This is a genomic window from Pediococcus sp. M21F004 (genome assembly GCF_051122535.1).
GTDB classification, from domain to species: domain Bacteria; phylum Bacillota; class Bacilli; order Lactobacillales; family Lactobacillaceae; genus Pediococcus; species Pediococcus inopinatus.
On the sequence record NZ_CP177314.1, the window covers coordinates 354,652 to 379,614 of the forward strand.

General features: G+C 37.8%; 22 protein-coding genes. 21 read left to right on the plus strand and 1 reads right to left on the minus strand.

The genetic code is table 11. The annotated features are described in order from the left end of the window. The first annotated feature begins 12 nt into the window (after positions 1 to 12). The 11 genes from ybeY (at position 13) to clpB (ending at position 13,432) form a co-directional block, all read left to right on the plus strand. Positions 13 to 489 carry an rRNA maturation RNase YbeY gene (gene ybeY, locus ACLHK8_RS01910; RefSeq protein WP_057772108.1) on the plus strand — a complete coding sequence of 159 codons (477 nt, stop codon included), beginning with the start codon at positions 13 to 15 and terminating at the stop codon, positions 487 to 489. Then, positions 473 to 871 carry a diacylglycerol kinase family protein gene (locus ACLHK8_RS01915; protein WP_063697541.1) on the plus strand — a complete coding sequence of 133 codons (399 nt, stop codon included), beginning with the start codon at positions 473 to 475 and terminating at the stop codon, positions 869 to 871. The genes ybeY and ACLHK8_RS01915 overlap by 17 nt, the downstream gene beginning before the upstream one ends. A gap of 15 nt (positions 872 to 886) precedes the next feature. Beyond that, on the plus strand, positions 887 to 1,795 hold the full coding sequence (era, locus tag ACLHK8_RS01920; protein ID WP_057772112.1) for a GTPase Era: 909 nt from the start codon (positions 887 to 889) through the stop codon (positions 1,793 to 1,795). Between the two features lie 12 nt (positions 1,796 to 1,807). After that, the gene (recO, locus tag ACLHK8_RS01925) at positions 1,808 to 2,566 is read left to right on the plus strand and encodes a DNA repair protein RecO (protein ID WP_063697539.1); all 759 of its coding nucleotides are present in this window, start codon (positions 1,808 to 1,810) and stop codon (positions 2,564 to 2,566) included. 293 nt (positions 2,567 to 2,859) lie between these two features. Beyond that, complete coding sequence (glyQ, locus tag ACLHK8_RS01930) at positions 2,860 to 3,768, plus strand: glycine--tRNA ligase subunit alpha (RefSeq protein WP_057772117.1); 909 nt, start codon at positions 2,860 to 2,862, stop codon at positions 3,766 to 3,768. Continuing rightward, on the plus strand, positions 3,768 to 5,846 hold the full coding sequence (gene glyS / locus ACLHK8_RS01935; protein WP_434520384.1) for a glycine--tRNA ligase subunit beta: 2,079 nt from the start codon (positions 3,768 to 3,770) through the stop codon (positions 5,844 to 5,846). The genes glyQ and glyS overlap by 1 nt, the downstream gene beginning before the upstream one ends. A gap of 203 nt (positions 5,847 to 6,049) precedes the next feature. Next, positions 6,050 to 7,876, plus strand: coding sequence for a DNA primase (gene dnaG, locus ACLHK8_RS01940; RefSeq protein ID WP_063697533.1), 1,827 nt, complete (start codon positions 6,050 to 6,052; stop codon positions 7,874 to 7,876). A gap of 23 nt (positions 7,877 to 7,899) precedes the next feature. Then, positions 7,900 to 9,141, plus strand: coding sequence for an RNA polymerase sigma factor RpoD (gene rpoD / locus ACLHK8_RS01945; protein WP_082854848.1), 1,242 nt, complete (start codon positions 7,900 to 7,902; stop codon positions 9,139 to 9,141). A gap of 139 nt (positions 9,142 to 9,280) precedes the next feature. Then, positions 9,281 to 9,985 carry a tRNA (adenine(22)-N(1))-methyltransferase gene (locus tag ACLHK8_RS01950; protein ID WP_063697530.1) on the plus strand — a complete coding sequence of 235 codons (705 nt, stop codon included), beginning with the start codon at positions 9,281 to 9,283 and terminating at the stop codon, positions 9,983 to 9,985. Next, positions 9,975 to 10,781, plus strand: a complete 807-nt coding sequence (locus tag ACLHK8_RS01955) for a Nif3-like dinuclear metal center hexameric protein (protein WP_063697526.1) — start codon at positions 9,975 to 9,977, stop codon at positions 10,779 to 10,781. Before ACLHK8_RS01950 ends, ACLHK8_RS01955 begins: the two co-directional genes overlap by 11 nt. Positions 10,782 to 10,816: 35 nt before the next feature. Continuing rightward, the gene (clpB, locus tag ACLHK8_RS01960) at positions 10,817 to 13,432 is read left to right on the plus strand and encodes an ATP-dependent chaperone ClpB (RefSeq protein ID WP_434520385.1); all 2,616 of its coding nucleotides are present in this window, start codon (positions 10,817 to 10,819) and stop codon (positions 13,430 to 13,432) included. Between the two features lie 53 nt (positions 13,433 to 13,485). On the opposite strand, the gene ACLHK8_RS01965 is transcribed toward clpB, so the two are convergent. Further along, positions 13,486 to 13,668 (minus strand): YjzD family protein, encoded by a 183-nt coding sequence (locus ACLHK8_RS01965; RefSeq protein WP_057772127.1) that lies wholly within the window; start codon positions 13,666 to 13,668, stop codon positions 13,486 to 13,488. A gap of 137 nt (positions 13,669 to 13,805) precedes the next feature. Here ACLHK8_RS01965 and dnaE point away from each other — a divergent pair, with 137 nt between their 5' ends. The 10 genes from dnaE to ACLHK8_RS02015 all read left to right on the plus strand — a co-directional run bounded on the left by dnaE (position 13,806) and on the right by ACLHK8_RS02015 (position 24,960). Further along, the gene (dnaE, locus tag ACLHK8_RS01970; RefSeq protein ID WP_063697520.1) at positions 13,806 to 17,165 is read left to right on the plus strand and encodes a DNA polymerase III subunit alpha; all 3,360 of its coding nucleotides are present in this window, start codon (positions 13,806 to 13,808) and stop codon (positions 17,163 to 17,165) included. Between the two features lie 110 nt (positions 17,166 to 17,275). Continuing rightward, positions 17,276 to 18,247, plus strand: a complete 972-nt coding sequence (pfkA, locus tag ACLHK8_RS01975; protein WP_057772131.1) for a 6-phosphofructokinase — start codon at positions 17,276 to 17,278, stop codon at positions 18,245 to 18,247. Between the two features lie 81 nt (positions 18,248 to 18,328). Beyond that, positions 18,329 to 20,092: a pyruvate kinase gene (pyk, locus tag ACLHK8_RS01980; RefSeq protein ID WP_057772133.1), complete on the plus strand. Its 1,764-nt coding sequence runs from the start codon at positions 18,329 to 18,331 to the stop codon at positions 20,090 to 20,092. Positions 20,093 to 20,187: 95 nt separating this feature from the next. Beyond that, positions 20,188 to 20,643 carry a DUF441 domain-containing protein gene (locus ACLHK8_RS01985; RefSeq protein ID WP_057772135.1) on the plus strand — a complete coding sequence of 152 codons (456 nt, stop codon included), beginning with the start codon at positions 20,188 to 20,190 and terminating at the stop codon, positions 20,641 to 20,643. A gap of 26 nt (positions 20,644 to 20,669) precedes the next feature. After that, complete coding sequence (locus ACLHK8_RS01990) at positions 20,670 to 21,542, plus strand: CvfB family protein (RefSeq protein WP_063697517.1); 873 nt, start codon at positions 20,670 to 20,672, stop codon at positions 21,540 to 21,542. Positions 21,543 to 21,554: 12 nt separating this feature from the next. Next, complete coding sequence (gene xerD / locus ACLHK8_RS01995) at positions 21,555 to 22,442, plus strand: site-specific tyrosine recombinase XerD (RefSeq protein WP_063697514.1); 888 nt, start codon at positions 21,555 to 21,557, stop codon at positions 22,440 to 22,442. A gap of 94 nt (positions 22,443 to 22,536) precedes the next feature. Continuing rightward, on the plus strand, positions 22,537 to 22,908 hold the full coding sequence (locus tag ACLHK8_RS02000) for a hypothetical protein (RefSeq protein ID WP_057772141.1): 372 nt from the start codon (positions 22,537 to 22,539) through the stop codon (positions 22,906 to 22,908). Beyond that, on the plus strand, positions 22,898 to 23,662 hold the full coding sequence (locus tag ACLHK8_RS02005) for a segregation and condensation protein A (protein ID WP_063697511.1): 765 nt from the start codon (positions 22,898 to 22,900) through the stop codon (positions 23,660 to 23,662). The genes ACLHK8_RS02000 and ACLHK8_RS02005 overlap by 11 nt, the downstream gene beginning before the upstream one ends. Continuing rightward, on the plus strand, positions 23,652 to 24,242 hold the full coding sequence (gene scpB, locus ACLHK8_RS02010; protein WP_063697507.1) for an SMC-Scp complex subunit ScpB: 591 nt from the start codon (positions 23,652 to 23,654) through the stop codon (positions 24,240 to 24,242). Before ACLHK8_RS02005 ends, scpB begins: the two co-directional genes overlap by 11 nt. A gap of 1 nt (position 24,243) precedes the next feature. Continuing rightward, positions 24,244 to 24,960, plus strand: coding sequence for a pseudouridine synthase (locus ACLHK8_RS02015; protein WP_057772147.1), 717 nt, complete (start codon positions 24,244 to 24,246; stop codon positions 24,958 to 24,960). The last annotated feature ends 3 nt before the right edge of the window (positions 24,961 to 24,963 follow it).

A 24,963-nucleotide genomic window follows, 5' to 3' on the forward strand; every position in this document is an offset into this window, starting at 1 on the left:
TTGGAGTAGATTATGGACATTCAAATTTATGATCACACAAATGAAGAACCAAAAGCTAATATTGAACTTGTTCAAAATGTTTTAAATTTTGCTGGTGATTACCTCAAATTAGCAGAAAATACAGAAATGTCCGTAACTTTGATGCATAATGATGAAATTCATGAAATCAATAAAACTTATCGGCAAGTTGATCGTGCGACCGATGTGATTAGCTTTGCAATTGAAGATGATGAAGATTCAGATCCAATCATTATGGATGAGGAGTTAGCAGAAGAGATTGCACCTAATATTGGTGATTTGATGGTTTCGGTGGATAAGGTAAAGGAACAGGCTGAGTATTTAGGCCATTCTTATCAACGGGAATTAGGATTTCTTTGTGTTCATGGCTTTTTACATTTAAACGGCTATGACCATATGGAACCCCAAGATCAAAAAGTGATGTTTCCTCTTCAGAAAGAAATTTTAAACGCTTATGGCCTTAAAAGATAAAAGACAAACTGAAAAAAATCATACTTTTATACAATCCTTAGCACATGCCAGCCATGGTGTTGCGCGTATGTTTAAACAAGAAAAAAATATGCGCGTTCATGGCGGATTAGCAATCTTAGTAATTTTACTAGCCATAGTGCTCCAAATTTCTATTTTTGAGTGGTATTGGGTTTTAGCTTGTATTGGTGGTATGTTAGTTACGGAGACTTTTAATACAATTTCTGAAAATTTAGTAGATTTAATTACTGGAAAAACCTATAGTGAACTAGGAAAACACATAAAAGACATGGCAGCAGGCGGTGTCTTGATTTGCGCCATTTTTTCAGCGATGATCGGACTGTGCATTTTTATACCCAAGATTTGGAATCTCATTATCCATTAGAATAGGAGAATTAACTTGGAAAATTCAAGTAGTAAATTTCGTTCAGGCTTCGTGGCCATTGTTGGCCGCCCCAATGTTGGAAAATCAACATTTATGAACTATGTAATCGGACAAAAAATTGCCATCATGAGTAACGTTCCTCAAACCACTAGAAACAAGATTCGCGGTATTTATACAACTGATGAAGAACAAATTATTTTCATTGATACACCAGGAATTCATAAAGCACATAATAAACTTGGTGATTACATGGTACAGTCGTCTTTATCAACTTTAAATGAAGTTGATGCGATCATGTTTATGGTTGCTGCCAATGAAGAACGAGGTGCTGGTGATAACTTTATTATTGAACATTTAAAACAGGTTAATAAACCCGTTTATTTAATCATTAATAAGATTGATTTAATCAATCCTAATAAAATGCTTGAAATTATGGATACGTATAAAGATGCCCTAGATTGGAAAGAAGTTGTTCCAATTTCTGCTACCCAAGGAAATAATGTTTCTGAATTGATGGATACTTTGTCAAAGCAGCTTCCTGAGGGACCTCAGTACTACCCAGAGGATCAGGTGACAGATCATCCGGAACGTTTCATTGTCGCTGAATTAATTCGTGAAAAAGTCTTAATGTTAACGAGACAGGAGGTTCCACATTCTGTAGCCGTTGTTATTGATTCTTTGAAACGTCAAGATAAGCGTAAGATTCATGTGCAGGCCACAATTATCGTTGACCGTCCTACTCAAAAGGGAATTGTTATTGGGCATGGCGGCCAAATGTTGAAAAAAATTGGAACGCTGGCAAGAGAAGACATTGAACGACTCCTTGGTGACCAAGTTTATCTTGAATTGTGGGTGAAAGTTTCTGAAGGTTGGCGTGATAAACAATCACTGTTACAGTCTTATGGCTATCGGAAAGATAATTAATAGGTAATTACTATGGCAACACAAACAACTGCGCAATTTGACGGGATTATCATGTTTCGTAAAGATTATCGTGAGCGTGATCAATTAGTTAAAATCTTTACGCGTCAGTTTGGAAAGAAAATGTTTTATATTCGGGGCGCGCGAAAAAGAGGCTTTAAGCTTGCTGCTGCTATTTTACCGTTTACTAAGGGCGTGTACGTCGGCTTAATCCGAGAAAAGGGATTATGTTATCTAAATGCAGAAAAATCTCTGACTCAGTTCGAAAAAATTAATGAAGATATTGAACGTAATGCATATATTACGTATATTTTAAATTTAATTGACTCCGCCTTTGATGATAGTGTGCCAATACCAATATGGTTCGATATGGCTTCAGCAGCCTTGGAAAAGATTAATGCGGGGTTTGATCCTCAAATTATTGCCCATATTTTTGAACTGCAATTACTACCAACTTTTGGTGTTCAACAAGAATGGCAACAATGTATCGTCTGTCATCGAAACGATCTTCCCCTTGACTATTCAGAATCCTCCGGTGGTGTCTTGTGTCAGGACCATTGGCATCTGGACCCCAACCGTTCACATCTTGATCGCCGAACTATCTATTATTTGCAGCAATTAAGTTCGGTGAATTTACAAAATGTTCAATCTATTCAGGTGTATACAGAAACCAAAATTAGATTAAAAACAATTATTGATACGATCTATGAAGATGAAGTGGGCTTAAAACTAAAAAGTAAACACTTTATTGATACAATGCCTTCATGGAATTGAGTACTTTAGATATTGACTTTAGTGCCTATTTAAACTACTATAAAAGAGAATTTAATACTGAACTGTGATGAAAAGAATTTTTAAATATTTTTTTAGAAAGCTTAGGGTTGATGAGACTAGGTAATTTATTTAGAAATTGGCGTTTCGGAGTTTACAAATTAAGCTGCTGGTTGTTTAACCAGAAGTAGGGTGGAACCGCGAGTAATTCGTCCCTACGTAGATATTTGTCTACGTAGGTTTTTTTGTGTTCATAAATAAACTTAAATTATCTATTTTTGAAAGGAAGACACACAATGGTTAATAAGTTAGCTGTACAAGACATAATTTTGACCTTGCAGCACTACTGGTCCGAACAGGGCTGTATGTTGATGGAAGCGTACGATACGGAAAAAGGAGCAGGGACTATGAGCCCTTATACATTCCTACGGGCAATTGGACCCGAACCATGGAACGCTGCTTATGTAGAGCCTTCACGTCGTCCTGCTGATGGTCGCTATGGAGAAAATCCTAATCGTCTTTATCAACATCACCAATTTCAAGTTGTAATGAAACCCTCCCCAGAAAACATCCAAGAACTTTATTTAGGCAGTTTGAAGGCCTTAGGAATTGAGCCTTTAGAACATGACATTCGTTTTGTTGAAGATAACTGGGAAAATCCTTCTATGGGCTGTGCCGGTGTTGGTTGGGAAGTTTGGCTTGATGGAATGGAAATCACTCAATTTACCTATTTCCAGCAGGTTGGGGGCTTGGAAGTTTCACCTGTCACTAGTGAAGTCACATATGGACTAGAACGACTAGCTTCATATATTCAAAACGTGGACTCCGTTTTTGATTTAGAATGGGGCCACGGTGTCAAGTATGGTGAAATTTTCAAAGAACCTGAATATGAAAATTCTAAATACTCTTTTGAAGAGAGCAATCAAGAAATGTTGTTGCATCTTTTTGATGATTATGAAAAAGAGGCTAAAGCACAAATTAAAAATGGGTTAGTTCATCCTGCTTACGATTATATTTTGAAGTGTAGCCATACTTTTAATTTGTTAGATGCTCGTGGAGCAGTTTCTGTGACAGAACGAGCAGGGTATTTGGCGCGAATTCGAAATATGGCTAAATCAGTTGCCAAAGCCTTTGTTCAGGAACGTGAAGAACTTGGTTTTCCACTATTAAAAGATGAAGACCGTAAAAAGGAGGTTACAAAATAATGGCACATTCCTATTTACTAGAAATTGGTTTGGAAGAAATTCCAGCTCACGTGGTTACTCCAAGTATTGACCAACTAAAAAAACGGGTTAATGATTTTTTGACTGAAAACCGGGTTTCTTTTGAAACGATAACAACTTTTTCTACCCCTCGCCGTTTGACTGTCTTGGTTGAAGGCTTGGCAGATCGTCAAGAAGATATTGAAAAAGAGGTTAAAGGTCCAGCTAAAAAGATCGCTTTGGATGAAAATGGTAATTGGTCTAAGGCTGCAATTGGATTCACTCGCGGTCAGGGCGCCACTACAGATGATATTACTTTTAAAGAGCTTAAAGGTACTGAGTATGTCTATGTGACCAAAAAAACAACGGGCCAGGCAATCGCGGATGTGCTACCTAATTTAAAGGCAGTCATTGAAAAGATGAATTTCCCAACAATGATGAAATGGGCTAACTTTAGTTTTAAATATATCCGCCCAATTCGTTGGATTGTATCACTATTAGATGATCAAGTAATTCCCATTAATATTTTGGATGTTCGAGCAGGAAATGTTTCTCAAGGGCACCGCTTTTTAGGGAAACCAGTCACCATCGCTAACGCAACGGACTATGAGACTCAATTAAATGCAGCCTTTGTGATTGTTGACGCTCAAAAACGTAAACAGTTGATCACCGAACAAATCCAAAAGATTGCAATGGATAAAAATTGGGATATTCAATTAGATAAAGACCTGTTAGAAGAGGTTAACAACTTGGTTGAATGGCCAACCGCATTTGCTGGTCATTTTGATGAGAAATACTTGGAAATTCCAGAGGAAGTTCTGATTACATCAATGCGCGATCACCAACGTTTCTTCTACGTTCGTGATCAAGCTGGTAAACTATTACCAAACTTTATTTCGGTTCGTAATGGGAATCGGGAACATTTAGACAATGTGGTAAAAGGTAATGAAAAGGTTTTAACAGCGCGTTTGGAAGATGCAGCCTTTTTCTACCATGAGGATCAGAAGCACGACATTGACTATTACGTCGAAAAGCTGAAAAATGTTAGTTTCCACGATAAAATCGGGTCAATGTATGAAAAAATGGAACGAGTTCAAGTGATTGCACAAGAATTAGGTAAGTTTGTCGGCTTAGATTCACAAGCCTTAATTGATCTCAAACGAGCTAGCCAGATTTATAAATTTGATCTTGTTACGGGAATGGTTGGCGAGTTTCCTGAGTTACAGGGTGTAATGGGTGAAAAATATGCTTTATTAGCCAAAGAAAGTCCAGCAGTCGCAACTGCAATTCGTGAACATTATATGCCGATTAGTGCAGATGGTGCTCTTCCAAAAACAAAAGTAGGTGCTGTTTTAGCACTTGCAGACAAGTTTGACGACATTGGCAGTTTCTTTGCTGTTGATCTGATTCCAACGGGTTCAAACGATCCGTATGCACTCAGACGGCAAGCTCTTGGAATTGTACGTATTACACGAGATCAGAACTGGCACTTCCCGATTCAAGAACTACAAACAAAATTCCTGAAGGATCTTCATGATCACGAGGCTACTTTTAATTTAGATTTCAAACAACACGAAAATGCGGTTCGTGATTTCATAAAAGATCGTGTCCGGCAATGGTTTAGCCAAAAAAATGCCCGTTATGATATCGTTGAAGCTGTTACTAAGGGGACCGACTCGGATATTTTAGATATGCTGGATGCTGCTAAAGTTCTTGAAGAACATAAAAATGATGATAACTTTAAAGAAAATATTGAAGCTTTAACGCGGGTTCTTCGGATTTCAGAAAAAGCTGATCTAAAAGCTGGTGAATCAAATGTTGATCCTAAATTATTCGACAACGAATCTGAACAGAAACTGTATGATGCAGTGGAAGATGTTCGAAAAGCAGCCGCAGATCACACAATTAACGAAAATTTCCAGGCTCTACAAGCACTTCGACCTTTGATTGATAATTATTTTGATCAAACTATGATCATGGTTGACGATCAAAACGTGCGCAATAATCGTTTGACTCAATTATCTGTATTAGCTAAAATGATTTTCTCAATCGGAAACCTAAAAGAATTGATTGTGAAATAGACAAACTACTTAGGATTAGTTTGCCAAATTAAATAATCTTCATTCTCGATTGCAGCAAGGCATTCGAATGAAGATTATTTTTAGTTTAGGTTATTTGTCTTTCCAAACTAAGCATTTCAATTGCTTTTTATAGAATAGGGCGGTATTATTTGTTATGTGTCGATATCGTGGGTTAGTGTGCACTTGAGAGGAGGTAATTGAATTTGGCAAAAGCTATTCCAGAAGATCTTATTGATCAAATTCGTACCTCAGTGAACATTGTTGACGTGGTTGGACAATACGTACAATTAAAAAAACAAGGGAAGAACTTTTTTGGATTATGTCCTTTTCATGAAGAGAAAACTGCTTCTTTTTCGGTTTCAGAGTCAAAACAAATTTTTCATTGTTTCAGTTGCGGACGTGGCGGGAATGTTTTTAAGTTTCTAATGGAAATTAGTAACATTGAATTTCCTGCTGCCATTCATCAGGTTGCTGATTTGGCGAATGTTGAAATCCCGGCTGAATATTCTGAAACAGGACGTGTGTCTAAAGAAAGTAGTGAACAAAGCCAGCTGATCGGATTGTATGATCAGGCTGCAGAGCTATACACGCATGTACTGTTAAATACTGAAATGGGACAAGAAGCGCTCACTTATTTACACGGGCGCGGATTAACAGATGATATTATTACGAAATTTCAATTGGGTTTTGCTCCTGGAGACCAACTTTTAAAAGAGTTCTTTGCTGAAAAAAAGATAGATTATCAGCTTTTACGGCAATCAGGCCTTTTTATAGAGGATCAAGAAGGGCAACTTCGCGATCGTTTTCGTGGTCGCGTGATGTATGCCATTAAAAATCCGCAAGGCCATGTGATTGCATTTTCAGGAAGAATTTTAAATAAAGCAGACTCTCAGGCTAAATACATTAACAGCCCAGAAACACGAATTTTCAGTAAGAGCAACGTCCTCTATAATTTTGATGTTGCAAGATCAGCAATTAGACATGAAAAACGTGCAATCCTATTTGAAGGCTTTATGGATGTTATTGCGGCTTATCAATCTGGTGTAACCAACGGGATCGCATCCATGGGAACCAGTTTTACAAATGAACAAATTTATTTGTTGCAACGAACTACTTCCCAGTTAGACATTTGTTATGATGGTGATGATCCTGGACAGGCGGCAATTAATCGTGCTTTGGATGCTTTTGGGGCGAACAGTCAACTCAAATTGAGTGTTATCGAAATCCCCGATAAGCTGGATCCTGATGAATATGTACGTCAGCATGGAGCAAAACAGTTCAATGAAATCGTGCACTCTGCACGATTAACACCTACTGCTTTTAAGTTAACCTATTTGAAACGAAACTATAACTTAAATAATGAAGCAGATCAGCTAGCTTATATTGAACAAGCTTTAAAAGAAGTTGCAACCATAGATTCAAGTGTAGAACAAGATCTATATCTAAATCAATTGGCAAAAGAATTCGGTGTTCAGCCACAAGATTTGAGCAAACAGCTGCGCCAGGTTCGCTCACAAACCAGTGTTGCAAATCATCAACAACAACCAGTCAAAACCGTGTCCACAGTTAGACAAGAATATCATCGGCAACAAGTAAAACTAGATAAAGTGGAAACTGCAGAAGCTCGCTTGTTAAACTATTTGCTTTATGATCATAATGTCTGGCTTAAACTTGCTGAATTGCCAAATTTTCATTTTATTCATGAAAAATATCAGACAATTTATATGCTAGCAACAGGTTTCTTCGAAAACCATGACGGTTATGATTCAGCTGCATTTATGGATTTTGTTCATGATAGTGAACTCCAAAATGTGATCGCCGAGCTTGATTTACAGGATCTTGATGAAGAAAATGTTGACCAAGCTGTTGACGACTACATTAAGGTGATTACTTCAGAGGCGCCACTTAGTCTACAAATTACAACAAAGAAAAAATCACTAAATGAAGCTAAAAGAATGGGTAACACTGAATTGCAACAAAAGTTGGCTATTGAATTAATTGATTTATATCGACAGCGTCAAGACGCTTAATACGTTCATGGGAGGATTTAACTATGGCAGACAAAGAGACTACAACGAAAGCAACAAAAAAAACGACGACTACAAAAAAGGTAACAGCTAAAAAAGCCGTAAAAAAGACAACGACGAAAAAAAGGGCTCCCGCTAAGAAAAAAGTTGCTCCTAAAAATAGCGCAACAAGTGTATTTAATACAGCTGATTATAAGAAAAAAGTTAATGCACTTATTAAAACTAATAAACCCAGCAAACAAATTAAATATGACGAATTAGCAGACAAGATTTCAATTCCCTTTAAATTGGATGAACGTCAAATCGATGATCTTATTCAAAAAGTTGAAGATGCCGGAATTAGTGTGGTTGATGAAAAAGGCAACCCAAGTGCCCATGCTTTAAAAGCACAAAAAATCAGTAAAAAAGAATTAGACGATACAAAGGCTCCAGCTGGTGTCAAAATTAATGATCCAGTTCGTATGTACTTGAAAGAAATTGGGCGTGTATCTTTATTAACAGCCAAACAAGAAGTTGAACTAGCACTTCGTATCGAAAAAGGTGAAGAATCAGCTAAACAAGAACTTGCGGAGGCCAATCTACGGTTAGTTGTTTCCATTGCTAAACGTTATGTTGGGCGTGGTATGCAATTCTTGGATTTAATTCAAGAGGGTAACATGGGATTAATGAAGGCAGTTGAAAAATTTGATTACCGTAAGGGGTTCAAGTTCTCAACCTATGCAACTTGGTGGATTCGTCAAGCAATTACGCGTGCAATCGCTGATCAAGCTCGGACCATTCGGATTCCTGTTCACATGGTTGAAACAATCAACAAGTTAATCAGAATTCAACGTCAATTACTTCAAGACCTTGGTCGTGAACCAACCCCTGAAGAAATTGGAGCCGAAATGGACATGCCTACTGAGAAAGTCCGTGAAATTCTAAAAATTGCTCAAGAACCGGTTTCATTGGAAACTCCAATTGGTGAAGAGGACGATTCCCATCTGGGTGACTTCATTGAAGATCAGGATGCAACTAGTCCTGCAGACCATGCTGCTTATGAGCTCTTAAAAGAACAATTAGAAGGCGTTTTAGACACGTTAACTGATCGTGAGGAGAATGTTCTACGTCTTAGATTTGGGCTTGATGACGGACGTACACGGACTCTAGAAGAAGTTGGAAAAGTATTTGGTGTTACACGAGAAAGAATTCGCCAGATTGAAGCAAAGGCTTTAAGAAAATTACGCCATCCATCTCGTTCAAAACAACTTAAAGATTTCTTGGAATAAGTATTATTTTCTATTTAAGGATTCGAAGTAAAAGTACGTATTTTACTTCGAATTCTTTTTTTGTTTTTAAAATTCAGTTTTTTTAAGCAAAATTATCTTGCATGATATAATAAAGAAAAATCAAAAAAGGACTGTCTTAATGAATGCAAATAAACTTTCAGAGCGACTTCAAACTGTTGCTAGTTTTGTAAAATTAAATGCCAGAATTGCTGATATTGGCTCCGATCATGCTTACCTTCCGGTGTCTTTGGCCAAAAATAATCAAATTAGTTTTGCCATTGCTGGAGAAGTAGCGAAGGGACCTCACCAAAATGCCACTCATGAAATTATTGCTGAGGGTGTTCAAAAAATAGTATCTTCTCGTTTAGGTGACGGACTGGATGTCATTTCACCTGAAGATCAAATTGACACAGTTGTCATTGCTGGAATGGGCGGGACACTGATTACTCAAATCCTTGAACGCCAAAAAAATAAGTTAAAAGGTGTAACGGATTTAATTTTGCAACCTAACGTAGGAGAACAAAGTGTTCGTAATTGGTTAATGCACCATGATTATCAAATAAAAGCCGAGCGGATCCTCAAAGAAGATCATCACATTTATGAAATCATTGTGGCAGAACAAGGAAAAACACCAACGTACTCTGAAAAAGAACTCCTTTTCGGCCCGCAAATCTTACAAACTTTACCCAATAATATTTTTGAAGAAAAGTGGCAAGCTGAATTGCAGCGGGTTAAAAACGCAATGAGCCAAATGCAACGATCTCAAGTAGTACCGGAAGAGCGAATCATTAAATTAAACCACAAAGCAACCTTGATTAAGGAGGTTTTAACTCTTGAAGATTAGAACTTTTATTAATGAATTTGAAAAATTTGCTCCTAAAGAATTGGCTGAACCTGGCGATCCAATTGGATTACAAATTGGTGATTTGAATGCGGAGTTTTCCAAAGTCTTGGTTACTTTAGATGTTCGCCCTGAAGTCGTTACCGAGGCTATTGAACAACACTGTGATTTAATTTTTGCGCATCATCCTGCAATGTTCCGTTCAGCGCATAACTTAGATCTACCCGTTCCACAAAATAAAATGTATGCCGAAATCCTTAAACATAATATTACTGTTTATGCGGCACATTCCAATTTAGATGCAGCTGACAATGGAATGAACGATTGGCTAGCAGAGAAAATTGGGCTTCAACACACAGAACGACTATTAGACGGTTACGTGGATCAAAATCACCACCAGTTTGGTATGGGCCGGATTGGGCTTCTTGATCAAGCAATGAGCGTATTGACTTTTGCAAGGTTAATTAAACAAAGATTTGAACTGCAAGGACTTCGGATCATTACCCAAGATCCCCAACAAGAGATTTCACGCGTAGCTGTACTGGGTGGCGATGGCGGTAAATATTTCAAGCAGGCCCTAAAAAAAGGTGCTGATGTTTATGTGACTGGTGATGTTTATTATCATACGGGACACGACATGTTGGCAGCTGGCCTCACAGCCATTGACCCAGGGCATAATGTTGAAAAAATTTGCATTCCTAAATTGGCAACACTGTTCCGTTCGTGGCAACTAACAACTGACAATCAAATTCAAGTTTTCGAATCACAAGTGGATACAAATCCGTTTACCTTTATTTAAGGATTATTATTTTTTAGAATGGGGGATAAATTAATATGAATCCAGATAATCTTACAACTGCTGTGCAAGAAGCTGTTGCAGAAGCGCAAAAAGTTGCTGTCAACCGAAAACACCAAGCAATTGGCGTGCCAGAGCTATTTAAATTTTTAAGTCAACCGGATCAAATAGCTGGTGGTTTGTTTACGGAACTCGGGGTGAAAAATCAACAACTGCAACAAGAGATTGATGATGAATTGGATGCAGTGTCTATTGTTGAAGGCGAAAATATTCAATATGGACAAAGCATGAGTGGTGCTTTATTTAATTTGTTCCAAAAAGCGGATGAATTAAAAAAGAAAATGGGTGACGATTACATTTCAACGGAAGTCGTTGTCCTCGCTTTGTTGGCTATTGATGATCCGTTAACTAGTTTTTTGAAAGCAAACGGGGTTACTACTTCAAAACTAACAAAAGAAATCGAAAAAATGAGAGGAGGAGAAAGAGTGACTTCCAAAGATCAAGAGACCCAATATAAAGCACTAGAAAAATACGGTGTTGACATGGTAAAACAAGTTCATGATGGGCACCAAGATCCAATTATTGGCCGTGATGAAGAAATCCTGGACGTGATGCGTATCTTGTCAAGAAAAACTAAAAATAATCCTGTTTTAATTGGGGAACCTGGGGTAGGTAAAACTGCCATCGTTGAGGGTTTAGCACAACGAATTGCGCGAAAAGACGTCCCGGATAATCTAAAAGACAAAACCATTTTTTCCTTGGACATGGGCTCACTAATTGCCGGTGCGAAGTATCGAGGAGAATTTGAAGAACGTTTAAAAGGTGTTTTAAAGGCTGTAAAAAAGGCTGATGGTAAAATTATTCTGTTTATCGACGAAATTCATAATATTGTCGGTGCCGGAAAAACCGAGGGAAGTATGGATGCTGGTAATTTGTTAAAGCCAATGCTTGCTCGTGGCGAATTACATTTAATTGGGGCAACCACACTTGATGAATATCGAGAATATATGGAAAAAGATAAAGCCCTTGAGCGCCGTTTCCAAAGAGTTTTGGTCAAAGAACCTTCTATTCAGGATACAATTAGCATTTTACGAGGTTTAAAAGAAAGCTTTGAAATTCATCATGGCGTAAAAATTCATGATAATGCAATTGTGGCGGCCGCTAATTTATCGAATCGTTACATTACGGATCGCTATTTGCCAGACAAAGCAATCGATCTCATTGATGAAGCTTCTGCTACAATTCGGGTGGAAATGAATTCTAGTCCAACCGAACTGGATCAGACCAAGCGCCAGTTGATGCGGATGGAAGTTGAAGAAACTGCTCTAAAAAACGAAACTGATAGCGCATCTAAAAAAAGATTAGTTGAATTAAAATCCGAACTTGCAAATACGCGTGAAAAGAAAAATGCGCTTCAAAAACGATGGGAGTCTGAAAAACAGTCGATTCAAGTCGTTAATAATAAAAGAACTGAACTGGAACAAGCCAAACATAAATTAGAAGAAGCTGAAAATAATTATAATTTAGAGCAAGCCGCAAAGCTACAGCATGGCACAATTCCCAAATTGGAAGCTGAGTTAAAGAATCTCCAACAAAAAGAAGAACAGGAATCCGGCGGTTGGTTAGTGGAGCAATCCGTTACCGAGTCAGAAATTGCCACAGTGGTTAGTAAAATGACCGGCATTCCCGTTAATAAGTTAGTTAAAGGTGAACGAGAAAAGCTTTTACATTTGGCTGAAAGTTTGCATAAAAGAGTTATTGGCCAAAATGAAGCTGTTGATGCCGTTTCAGACGCTGTTCTTCGCTCGCGAGCGGGCTTACAAGACCCTAAACGACCACTTGGATCATTTATGTTTCTTGGTCCCACAGGGGTTGGAAAAACTGAATTGGCCAAAGCTTTGGCCGAAAATCTATTTGACTCTGAACAACATATGGTCAGAATCGACATGTCAGAATATATGGAAAAAGAATCAGTTTCTCGTTTGGTGGGGGCAGCCCCGGGATATATCGGTTATGAAGAAGGCGGCCAATTGACAGAAGCTGTCCGGCGCAACCCATATACCATTGTCCTTTTTGACGAAATTGAAAAAGCTCATCCTGATGTTTTTAACATCTTATTACAGGTATTAGATGATGGTCGTTTAACAGATGGTCAGGGGCGAACATTTGATTTTAAAAACACAATTCTAATTATGACATCTAACTTAGGTTCTGATATATTGTTACACGGCGTTGATGACCAGGGAAGAATATCTGAACAGACCAAACAGGCAGTCCAGCAACTTACTCAAACAAAATTTAAGCCAGAATTTTTAAACCGAATTGACGATATTATCTTATTTGCACCACTTAATTTACACGATATTGAACAAATCGTTGGAAAAATGATTACCCAGCTTTCCGATCGCTTAGCGGCCCAAGAAATTCAACTCGAAATTTCTGAACCTGCTGAAAAATGGATAGCTCGGCAAGGATACGACCCAGCGTACGGGGCACGGCCATTACGGCGTTTCATTTCAAATGAGGTGGAAACGCCTTTAGCTAGAGAAATTATTGCTGATCATGTTAAGCCACATACGATCGTAAAAATTAACCTTGAAGACGAAAAATTAGTTTTTCAAACTAAACCAACAATAACAAATGAAAAAAATTAAAAAATAAAAAACGAAGGCATTAAATTGTCTTCGTTTTTTATTAAGGTTTAAGTTTATTTTACTGAATCACTTTTAGATAATAAGCTAATTCCATTAGCGGTAATCAGGGCTACAAGTGCTGCGACGATCCCGATTGTTAATGGCTTGTACGTCATAACTTCCAAGGCACCACCGATAGCTCCAATTACTTCTCCAAAAATAAAAGCCCAAAAAATAATTACTACTTGTTTCATCATACTTGGACACCTCACAATCAAAAATAGTTTAGCACAATTTCTATAAAAATCAACTAGGATAGAAGTTAACTAGTTCATTATAAGCGATTCTTTTGTATAATGAAACTAACAAGTTAATTTGAACAGGAGGTGACAATATGGCTTTTGTACCACTACAAGTAACCAGTAGCTTTAGTTTACTGCAAAGTACCACCAGAATTACTGAACTTGCCGAAGAGGCAAAAAAACGGGGTTTTGAAGCTCTGGCCCTTACAGATAATAATATCATGTATGGCCTTGTTGATTTCTATAATGCCTGTCGAAAAGAAGGTATCAAACCAATCTTAGGTTTGAAACTGAATTTATTTGGCTGCATAGATTCCGATAATCATTTTCCGATTTTATTATTGGCTAAGGATCAGATCGGTTACCAACACCTTATGAAAATTAGCACCATTAAAAATACCCAAGCGTCAGGCGCAGATTTATATTACAAACAAATTAATGAATTTCTGACCCATTTAATCGTTATTTTCCCAGGCAAAGATTCAGAACTGGTAACGCTTGTTGGCCGTGGAGATACCGATTCTGCTCAACAGTTAATTAGACAGATCCAGGCCCAAGCTGATGACAACAGTGTTTTAATTGGTCTTAATGCGCAACAATCAACTGTTTTACAAAATACGCTTCAGCAATTGGGTAAAACTAGTAAAGCACGGACCATTGTTGTCCCCGAAGTCAATTATTTAAATGCTACTGATCATTTTGCTACTCAAGTTCTTAGAGATATCGACAAAGGCGAATCCATTCGCAATCCGGAACAGTTTGAAAATTATCAAGGCAATAATTGGCTTCGACCGGAAAAAGATTACGAGGCTATTTATAAAGAAAATGATTTAACAGACGCAATGGAGATGACTGCAACTGTTGCAAAACAATGCAACGTTACTTTGAATTTTAGGAAACCGGAATTACCAGAGTTTAAAGTCCCTGATGGTTTAGATTCCAAAACTTATTTAACAAAATTAACTCAAGTCGGTTTAGAAAAGCGATTGAAAAATCAATCGGTTGATAAAGCAACTTATCAAAAACGCTTAGATCATGAATTATCAGTAATTGATCAAATGGGCTTTAACGATTATTTCTTAATTGTTTGGGACGTTATGAATTTCGCTCATCATAACGACATCACAACTGGTCCGGGGAGAGGATCAGCAGCTGGATCACTTGTCGCATACGCATTACAAATTACAGATGTTGACCCGCTTCAGTATGATTTGTTATTTGAACGTTTTTTAAATTCAGAACGTTCACAAATGCCAGATATTGATTTGGATATTCCAGACAATAAACGTGATGAAATTTTAAACTATGTTCACGATAAGTACGGGCACAGTCACGTTTCACAAATTATTACCTTTGGAACGCTTGCTGCCAAACAAGCATTGCGTGATGTCGGACGTGTTTTTGGAATGGCACCTTACGAAATTAACGATCTCAGTAAATTAGTACCAAATGTCCTCAAAATTACCTTAAAAGAGGCTTTAAAACAATCACAAAAGCTCCAAAACTGGATCGCCGACAGTTCTAAAAATAAATTATTGTTCGAAATTGCCCAACAAATTGAAGGACTTCCAAGACACTATTCAACACATGCGGCTGGTGTTGTGTTGAGCGCCCAAAATTTAAGTGATGTTGTTCCACTTCAGTCTGGAAGTGATGCATTGTTGCTCACTCAATATCCAAAAGACACGGTCGAAGCACTTGGTCTCCTTAAAATGGATTTTCTTGGGTTACGTAATTTGAGTATTATGGCAAACGCCATCCGGATTATCACAAGAAATGGCCATCCAGATTTTAAAATTTCAGACGTTAAACTGGATGATCCACAAACGCTGGCCCTTTTTCAAAATGCAGATACAACGGGTGTTTTTCAGTTTGAATCAAGCGGTATCCGCAATGTTTTGCGCCAATTACACCCAGAAACATTTGAACTGGTTGCTGCAGTTGATGCGCTGTACCGGCCGGGTCCAATGGAAAACATCGATACTTTTATTAAACGAAAAAAAGGGATTGAGTCAGTTCAATATCCAGACCCCAGTCTAGAACCAATTTTGAAGAGTACCTATGGCATTCTTGTTTACCAAGAACAAGTTATGCAAGTGGCATCTGTAATGGGGGGCTTTTCACTTGGAGAAGCTGATTTATTACGTCGGGCTATGAGCAAAAAGAAACGGGCTGTTATTGATGATATGCAAACAAAATTCATCTCAGGAGCTGCTCGTAAAGGATATTCAAAAGATACGGCCATTCAGGTATACGATTATATTGAAAGATTTGCTAATTATGGTTTCAATAAGTCTCATGCGGTTGCCTATTCAAAAATGGCATTTGAACTAGCTTATCTAAAAGCTCATTATCCGGCCGCATTCTTTGCTGCTTTATTGAACTCTGTTTTAAATAATCCAAGTCAGATAAAGCGATACTTGATGGAGGCCAAACAACATGGTGTACAGGTTTCTGCCCCCAATGTAAATTTGAGCCAAGGTTATTTCATTTTAAAAAATGGACAAATAATTTTTGGATTAGCCAGTATAAAAGGTGCGCGTCGCGATTTTATTGCTGATGTTTTGGATGAGCGCAAACAAAATGGGCCGTTTAAAGATTTACAAGCATTTTTGCAACGAATTCCGGCGAAATGGTTGAAACAAGATTTGATGGAATCTTTGATTTATGCTGGAGCATTTGACTCATTTGGATATAACCGTGCAGAACTTCTGCAAGTATTGCCAGATTTATTAAATGGTGTTGCATTAAGTGGCAGTAGTATGAGTTTATTTGAAAAATTGACTCCAAAAATTATAAAGAAACCTGATTTGTCTCTCGAAGAAAAGCTCCAAAAGGAAAACGAGATATTAGGTGCTTACCTTTCTGGGCACCCAGTTGAACAATACGACCAATTACGTACTAAATATCGCATTACAGATATTATTGATTTGACAGTTAATCAATCTGTAACTTGCCTAATCTACATGACTAAGATTCGGGTTATTCGTACCAAACGCGGGTCACAAATGGCTTTTATTACAGGTAGTGATTTAACCGGTGAAATTGATATCACAGTTTTCCCCGAGCAATATCAACAAACAACTGAAATTCTTCAAAAGGGAAAAGTCCTCCTAATTCAAGGAAAGGTTGATGAACGCAATGGGCTACAAGTTATTGCTAATCACATTCAGCTCGCAAGCCAACTACTGCTAAATCATCCAAACCAGCGGTGGGTTTTACGATTTACCGAAACTGATAACATAACTACTGTTGAAAATCGATTACGGTCAATTCTGCAGTCCCATCCCGGTTCGATTCCGGTTTTACTTTTCTACCCAGCAACCGATAAAAAAGTTCTTTTGGAAAAACGATTTTGGACGACAAATTCAGAAGAAATCAATTCAGCGCTTACAAACCTGTTAGGTAAGGAAAATGTGGTCTTGCAATCGGTCAAAAGTACCGATATCTAGGGATTTGTTCCAGATGTTTTTTGTTAAGATTGAAGACATTCAAATTCAAAAGTGTTAAAATTATAAGTGAAGTTTAGATATTTAAATAATTTTTTGCTTGAGGTGAAGAAATGAAACGCATTGGTATTTTAACCAGTGGTGGTGATGCTCCAGCTATGAACGCTGCTATTCGTGCTGTTGCACGGAAAGCAATTAGTAATGGTTTGGAAGCATATGGTATTAACTATGGTTTCGCTGGATTAGTTGCTGGCGATATTCATAAGTTTTCTGCTACTGATTTGGACGATTCGATCGATGAGGGTGGTACAATGTTGTACTCAGCTCGTTATCCCGAATTTGCCCAAGTAGAAGGTCAATTAAAAGGAATTGAACAACTAAAGAAGTTTGGTATTGATGCTTTAGTTGTTATTGGTGGCGATGGCTCTTATCACGGAGCTCTTCGTTTAACTGAACACGGCTATAACACGATTGGTTTGCCAGGAACTATTGATAATGATATTCCTTACACAGACTTTACAATTGGGTTTGATACTGCTTTAAACACAGCTGTTGACGCCATTGATAAAATTCGTGATACAGCTAAAAGTCATCAGCGTGTCTTTGCAGTCCAAGTAATGGGCCGTGCAGCAGCTGACATTGCACTTTGGGCTGGTGTTGCCACAGGCGCAGATGCAATTGTGGCTCCAGGGTACGATACAGACGTCAAGGAAATTGCTGAGAAGTTGAAGAAGAATCGTGTAGATGGTAAGGACTATGGTATTGTAGTTATTGCTGAAGGCGATGCAAATTCTGATGCTGCACCAACATTTCTTGAAGAACTCAAGAAATATGGTGACTTTGATGCCCGTGCAGTTGTTTTAGGTCATATTCAACGTGGTGGCCGACCAACTGCTCGTGATCGAGTTCTTGCTAGCAAGATGGGTGCTTATGCTGTTGACTTGTTACTTGAGGGTAAAGGCGGTTTGGCCGTTGGAATTCTTGACAACAAAGTTCAGGCTCATGATATTACCGACTTGTTTAACTCAAAGCATCAACCAGATACAACTTTATTTGATTTAAACAACGATTTATCGTTCAAATAATTTCAAGTCACATGTTTTATAAATTTAGGTAAAAACGACGTTAAAGTCTTTTTATAAACTAATCAAGGGAGAGATATAGTTATGAAGAAAACCAAGATTGTTTCAACACTTGGTCCTGCAAGTACATCAGTAGATACGATTGTTAAATTAATTGAGGCTGGTGCAAATATTTTCCGTTTCAACTTTTCACATGGTGATCACGCAGAGCATTTAGACCGCTACAACAAAGTTATGGAAGCAGAAAAGGTCACTGGTAAAACTGTTGGTATCTTATTAGATACAAAGGGTGCTGAAATCCGTACAACAGTTCAAAAAGATGGCAATCAAGAATATCATACTGGCGATAAAGCACGCATCTCAATGGATGATTCATTAGATACAACCAAAGATAAGATTGCGGTTACTTACGCTGGCTTATACGATGATGTCCATGTTGGTGGCCATGTGTTGTTTGATGACGGTTTACTTGATTTTAAAGTCGACGAAAAAGACGAAGCAAACAAAGAATTAGTTGTTCACGCAATGAACAACGGTGTTCTTGGTTCACGTAAGGGAACTAACGCACCTGGCGTTTCAATTAACCTTCCCGGGATTACTGAAAAAGACTCAAGTGATATTCGTTTCGGTTGTGAAAACATGAATATCAACTTTATTGCTGCAAGTTTTGTCCGTAAACCTCAAGACGTTCTTGATATTCGTCAACTTTTAGAAGAAGAGAACATGACAGATGTTCAAATCTTCCCTAAGATCGAGTCACAAGAAGGTATTGATAATGCTGATGAAATTTTGAAAGTTGCTGATGGAATTATGGTTGCTCGTGGTGACATGGGTGTCGAAATTCCAGCAGAAAATGTACCTTTGGTTCAAAAATCATTAATCAAGAAATGTAACTCACTTGGTATGCCTGTAATTACAGCTACTCAAATGTTAGATTCAATGATTGAAAACCCACGTCCTACACGTGCTGAAGCATCAGATGTTGCTAATGCTGTTTGGGATGGTACTGATGCAACAATGCTTTCAGGTGAAAGTGCTAATGGTGCTTACCCTGTTGAAGCTGTTTCAACAATGGCTAAGATCAACGAAAAAGCTGAAAATGCTATGGCTGAAGATGGAAACTTACAAATCAACAAGTTTGATCAAAGTGATGTTACAGAAACAATTGGCGCTGCTGTTGCGCGTGCTGCAAAGAACTTAGGTGTTAAAACAATTGTTGCTGCTACAGAATCTGGTTACACTGCTAAAATGATTTCTAAGTATCGTCCAAATGCTGATATCTTAGCTATTACATTTGACGAACGTACTCGTCGTGGATTGACAGTTGAATGGGGTGTTCATCCAATCGTTGCTGACAAACCAGCAACTACAGATGACATGTTTGACTTAGCTGCCAACAAAGCCGTTGACTTAGGCTTTGCTAAAGAAGGCGACTTGATCCTTATCACTGCTGGTGTTCCAGTTGGTGAACGTGGAACAACTAACATGATGAAATTACAATTAATTGGTTCTAAGTTAGCAGCTGGACAAGGTGTTGGCGATGAAACAGTTATTGGCAAAGCAGTCATCGCAACTTCTGCAAAAGAAGCTAATGATAAAGCTGTTGAAGGTGGCATCCTTGTTACAAAGACAACTGACAAAGATTACTTACCTGCAATTGAAAAATCTAGTGCTCTTGTAGTTGAAAATGGTGGTTTAACTTCTCATGCTGCTGTAGTTGGTATCTCAATGGGAATTCCTGTTATTGTTGGGGTACAAAACGCAACATCAATTCTTTCAGATGATGAATTAATTACTGTTGATTCACGTCGTGGAGTTATCTATCATGGTGCTTCAAACGCTATCTAAAGCTTATTTATAAAGTAGTTTCTTTACTGGAAAGACCGCTGTTTATAGACAGCGGTCTTTTTAATACATAGTACACAACGAAAGGAACAGTCAAAATGGAAAGCTGGCTATTTTTAATTGGTATTTTGCTAATTGCAATCTGGGGGAAAAACCAATCCCTAATCTTCGCAACTGTTGCGGTACTCGTTCTTAAAGGCATTCCTAATTCAGAAAAGATTTTGCAAGTCGTTGAAAAGCAAGGAATTAACTGGGGAGTTACAATTATTTCGATTGCTATTTTAATTCCTATTGCAACTGGCAGAATTAGTTTTCAAGATCTTTTAAATGCTTTTAAATCACCAGTTGGCTGGATTGCGGTTCTTTGTGGTATATTAGTGTCAATTCTTTCAGCACGAGGGGTAGGGTTTCTGGCAGTATCACCTGAAGTCACAGTTGCGTTGGTTTTTGGAACTATTCTAGGTGTTGTTTTCCTAAAAGGAATTGCTGCTGGGCCAATTATTGCCTCTGGAATTGCTTTTTGTATCATTCAATTACTAAACATAAAAATTTAAAATATTAAATATTTAAGGAGCTAAACATGAACAATTTATTAGGACGCGTTATTGATACCAAAATGACCGATGAAAATGAAAATTATTACTTTTTGCAAAATTCCGGTGCTGTTTTTCAATTGGATAAGGAAGAACAAGTAGAACCTTTACATATTGGAGGCCATTTTAAAGGATTTGCTTATGAAAACGAGGACCACAAGTTGCAAATCACTTCAAAAATTCCCAAGATTCAAATTGGCCGTATGGGATTCGGAACTGTCGTACAAAGTCGACGAGATTTGGGTGTTTTTGTAAATATCGGCTTGCCAAACAAAGATATTGTTGTTTCACTAGATGAGTTACCAACAATTAAAAGCCTATGGCCTCAAAAAGGTGACCGGTTAATGGTAAGCCTCAGTTTAGATAATAAAAATAGACTTTGGGCTAATCTGGCTGACGAGACCACCTTTCAAGAAATTTCTCAAGCAGCACCAAAAACATTAAAAAATCAAAATTTAAAAGCCACTGTTTATCGACTGAAATTAGTGGGAACTCTGGTTATCACAAGTGATTACTATCTAGGCTTCATTCATCCAAACGAACGTGAACAAGAACCACGTTTAGGGGAAGAAGTCTCTGCTCGTGTAATTGGTGTTCACCCTGACGGCACATTAAATCTTTCGTTGAAACCTCGTAGTTATGAAGCTATCGGTGACGATGCGGCCATGTTATTAGCTATGTTACAGCACAATGATACGCACACATTACCATTTACTGATAAAAGTGATCCGGTTGCAATAAAAACCGAGTTTGGCATAAGTAAAGGGCAATTCAAACGTGCGGTGGGCCACTTACTAAAGGCTGGAGTTGTTACAGAGACAAAAACCGAATTACAATTAAAACCTGAAGACGAAGACTAGAGTTGAACAATAATGAACAATGACCTTCAAGATTATTTGCATACGCTGGTTGTAGAACAAGGACTCGCAAAAAACACAGTTCTTTCTTATCGACAGGAGTTAACTGAATTTTTCAGTTTTTTAAAGACGCAAAAAATTGAAGAATTTAATCAAATTGATCGTTATACTATTTTAAATTACTTGAAATATTGTGATGAACAAAATAAATCGCGAAATTCCGTCATTCACACGGTTACAAGTTTGCGCCAATTTTTCCATTATTTACTCATGCAAAACAAAATATCAACAGACCCAATGTTAAAAATTGACACCCCAAAAGCAGCTCATCATTTGCCACAGGTCCTTAGCAGTAAGGAGGTGGAAGATCTTTTGCAGGTGCCAGACACTAATAAGCCACTAGGAGTGCGCGACCGAACCTTATTGGAGGTCATGTACGCAACTGGTTTACGGGTAAGCGAGGCAGTAAATCTAAAGCTAGATGATTTGCGGTTGGAAATGGGACTTATTTCAACAATTGGTAAAGGTGATAAACAACGGATTATCCCAATTGGTGACGTAGCCATTCATTGGCTGTCCATCTATTTGGAAGGCGCTCGGGAACAATTATTACGGGGGAAGAACAATCCTTTTGTTTTTTTGAATAATCACGGAGAACAATTAACCCGACAAGGAATTTGGAAAAATTTAAAAATGATTGTGAAAAAAGCAGGCATTACAAAAGACGTCACTCCGCATACCCTTCGTCACTCGTTTGCAACCACGCTGTTGGAAAATGGAGCGGATTTGCGAACCGTACAGGAACTATTAGGTCACGCAGATATTTCAACAACGCAGATTTATACACATGTAACAAAAAAACATTTAACGGAAGTTTACAATAAATATCATCCAAGAGCCTAGGACAAAATTGTCCCATTCTTTAAAATATGGTAAAGTTGTTAGTAACGTTTATGAATTTTGAATTGAAACAGACCCTTAGGAGGCTGAGTTCAACTTGTTAGTAAAATATAGAGATTCTTTCCAAAAAATTGTCATGGGCTTGTTGTCTTTTATCCCAGGTCTAAAAGATATCGATCGAATTAATCAAGAATTGGATTGGTATGCAGCAAGTGACGATCGTAATTTGTATCTTCAAAAAAATGAGGCTGGTGATTTTATTGGCTTGGTAGGTGTAGAAAAGCAAGATCAATATTTGATGGTGCATCACCTGGCTTTTATTCCTCAACAACAAACACAAGCTAATGAACAAGAAATTTTTGACTCACTAGCTAAAAACTTCCCCGATTTACAAATGATGGGGACACTAGAAACCACCCCTGCATTAGCCCGATGGGAAAAAGGAAAGCCTGATCAACATGGAGAATGACACTTCGGGAAAATTACCGAACGTAAAAATCAATGATTTTGAGGGCCCTTTAGACCTATTATTGCACCTTATCAAACAGGCCAAAATGGATATTTACGATATCCAAATTTCAGAAATCACAGCGCAATATTTAGCTTATTTACACATAAATCAACAGCTCAAATTAGATATTGCAGGTGAATATTTAATTATGGCTGCCACTTTAATGCGGATTAAAAGTAAATTACTCTTACCAAGTGAACCTAGTATTGATGAGGAAACAACAGAAGAGGATGACCCACGATTGGATCTGGTCACGCAATTGGTAGAATACCAAAAGTACCAAGAAGCTGCTCAAAATTTGCAAATTCAGGAAACTAATCGCCAGCAGGCTTATACTAGAGAAGAAGCTGCTGTCCCAGATGGAATGCAACTAGCACATCTTGCACCTGGGTTAACAATAGAGACTCTCAAACAGGCTTTTGAACAGGTCTTAATTAAACAAGACCAGTCACAGCCGATTTATCGGACGATCACCGATGATCCTGTTTCAGTTACAGAACAAATCCAAATGATTAAAAATAGTTTAATTCAACATCCACAAGGAATGACATTCAATTCCTTATTTACAGACACGATTAGTTCCACAAAAATTGTGGTTACTTTTATGGCCATGCTGGAGTTAGTAAAAAAACAACAAATTAATTTTCAGCAGTCCACACGACTAGGAGCCATCAAATTATTTAATTCAGGTGATGAAGCAAATGACCAGTAATATTCAAAAAATTGAAGCTCTTTTATTTGTGAGCGGGGAAGATGGCCTGAGTTTAAACGATCTTTCTGAAATGACTGGATTTATGAAACCGGCGATTACGGCGATGTTGGACAAATTATCAAGAAAGTATCAAATGGATTCCGACTCATCACTATCAGTTTTACATTTTGGGGAAACTTTTCGATTGGCCGCCAAATCAGAAGTAGCTGATGTTATAAAAAATTATTTTGACGCACCACAATTAACGAAACTGTCCCCAGCTTCTCTAGAAGTTCTTGCAATTATTGCGTACAAACAACCGATTACAAGACTGGAAATTGACGAGATTAGAGGCGTTCAGAGTGGCACAATGCTTCAAAAATTAACAATTCGTGATTTGATTGGTGAAGCCGGGCGGTTAGAAGAACCTGGAAGACCAATTCTTTACAAAACAACAAATTACTTTTTAGATTATTTTGGTCTAAAAACAATTGATCAATTACCGGCTTTACCAAACATTCAGCCTGATAATTCATCTAGTTCAAAAGATCTTTATTTAAAACAATTTAATGAAAAACTACATGAAAACGAGGATGAATAGCATGGCAAGTGAACGCTTACAAAAAGTTATGGCAGAAGCTGGTGTTGCATCACGAAGAAAATCAGAAACTTTAATTACTGCCGGTAATGTGACCGTTAATGGTAAGCAGGTCAAAACGTTAGGCACAAAAGTAGATGAGGACGATCGCATTGAAGTGAATGGAATCCCTCTACAGAGAGAAAAATTAGTTTATCTTTTGTTCTATAAGCCTCGAGGTGTTATCTCAAGTGTTAAGGATGAAAAAAATCGTAAAACTGTTATGAGTTACTTTCCAGATGTTCAACAAAGAATTTATCCTGTTGGACGCCTTGATTACGACACCTCTGGCATTTTATTGATGACTAATGATGGACAACTGGCTAACAAACTGACTCATCCTAAATATAAGTTTGAAAAAACCTATGTTGCAAAAGTTGAGGGGATTCCTACGAATGACCAGATGGAAAAGTTGCGTCACGGTGTGCGAATTGACAAAAAGGCGACTGCTCCCGCAAAAACCAATGTTATTAGTACGGATCCAGCAAAGAAGACTGCTGTTATTGAGCTTACTATTCATGAGGGCCGTAACCATCAGGTTAAAAAAATGTTCGAAAAAATTGATCACCCAGTCATTAAGCTAAAACGAGAGAAATATGGTTTTCTTACTTTGGACGGTTTGCAATCAGGCGAATGGCGTTCTCTGAAGCTAAATGAAATCACACGTTTAATAAAGCGGTAGATA

Coding starts and splice junctions, on each gene's coding strand:
- ybeY (WP_057772108.1), top strand. CDS start 13: ATGGACATTCAAATTTATGATCACACAAATGAAGAACCAAAAGCTAAT.
- ACLHK8_RS01915 (WP_063697541.1), top strand. CDS start 473: ATGGCCTTAAAAGATAAAAGACAAACTGAAAAAAATCATACTTTTATA.
- recO (WP_063697539.1), top strand. CDS start 1,808: ATGGCAACACAAACAACTGCGCAATTTGACGGGATTATCATGTTTCGT.
- glyQ (WP_057772117.1), top strand. CDS start 2,860: ATGGTTAATAAGTTAGCTGTACAAGACATAATTTTGACCTTGCAGCAC.
- glyS (WP_434520384.1), top strand. CDS start 3,768: ATGGCACATTCCTATTTACTAGAAATTGGTTTGGAAGAAATTCCAGCT.
- rpoD (WP_082854848.1), top strand. CDS start 7,900: ATGGCAGACAAAGAGACTACAACGAAAGCAACAAAAAAAACGACGACT.
- ACLHK8_RS01950 (WP_063697530.1), top strand. CDS start 9,281: ATGAATGCAAATAAACTTTCAGAGCGACTTCAAACTGTTGCTAGTTTT.
- clpB (WP_434520385.1), top strand. CDS start 10,817: ATGAATCCAGATAATCTTACAACTGCTGTGCAAGAAGCTGTTGCAGAA.
- ACLHK8_RS01965 (WP_057772127.1), bottom strand. CDS start 13,668: ATGATGAAACAAGTAGTAATTATTTTTTGGGCTTTTATTTTTGGAGAA.
- dnaE (WP_063697520.1), top strand. CDS start 13,806: ATGGCTTTTGTACCACTACAAGTAACCAGTAGCTTTAGTTTACTGCAA.
- pfkA (WP_057772131.1), top strand. CDS start 17,276: ATGAAACGCATTGGTATTTTAACCAGTGGTGGTGATGCTCCAGCTATG.
- pyk (WP_057772133.1), top strand. CDS start 18,329: ATGAAGAAAACCAAGATTGTTTCAACACTTGGTCCTGCAAGTACATCA.
- ACLHK8_RS01985 (WP_057772135.1), top strand. CDS start 20,188: ATGGAAAGCTGGCTATTTTTAATTGGTATTTTGCTAATTGCAATCTGG.
- ACLHK8_RS01990 (WP_063697517.1), top strand. CDS start 20,670: ATGAACAATTTATTAGGACGCGTTATTGATACCAAAATGACCGATGAA.
- xerD (WP_063697514.1), top strand. CDS start 21,555: ATGAACAATGACCTTCAAGATTATTTGCATACGCTGGTTGTAGAACAA.
- ACLHK8_RS02005 (WP_063697511.1), top strand. CDS start 22,898: ATGGAGAATGACACTTCGGGAAAATTACCGAACGTAAAAATCAATGAT.
- scpB (WP_063697507.1), top strand. CDS start 23,652: ATGACCAGTAATATTCAAAAAATTGAAGCTCTTTTATTTGTGAGCGGG.
- ACLHK8_RS02015 (WP_057772147.1), top strand. CDS start 24,244: ATGGCAAGTGAACGCTTACAAAAAGTTATGGCAGAAGCTGGTGTTGCA.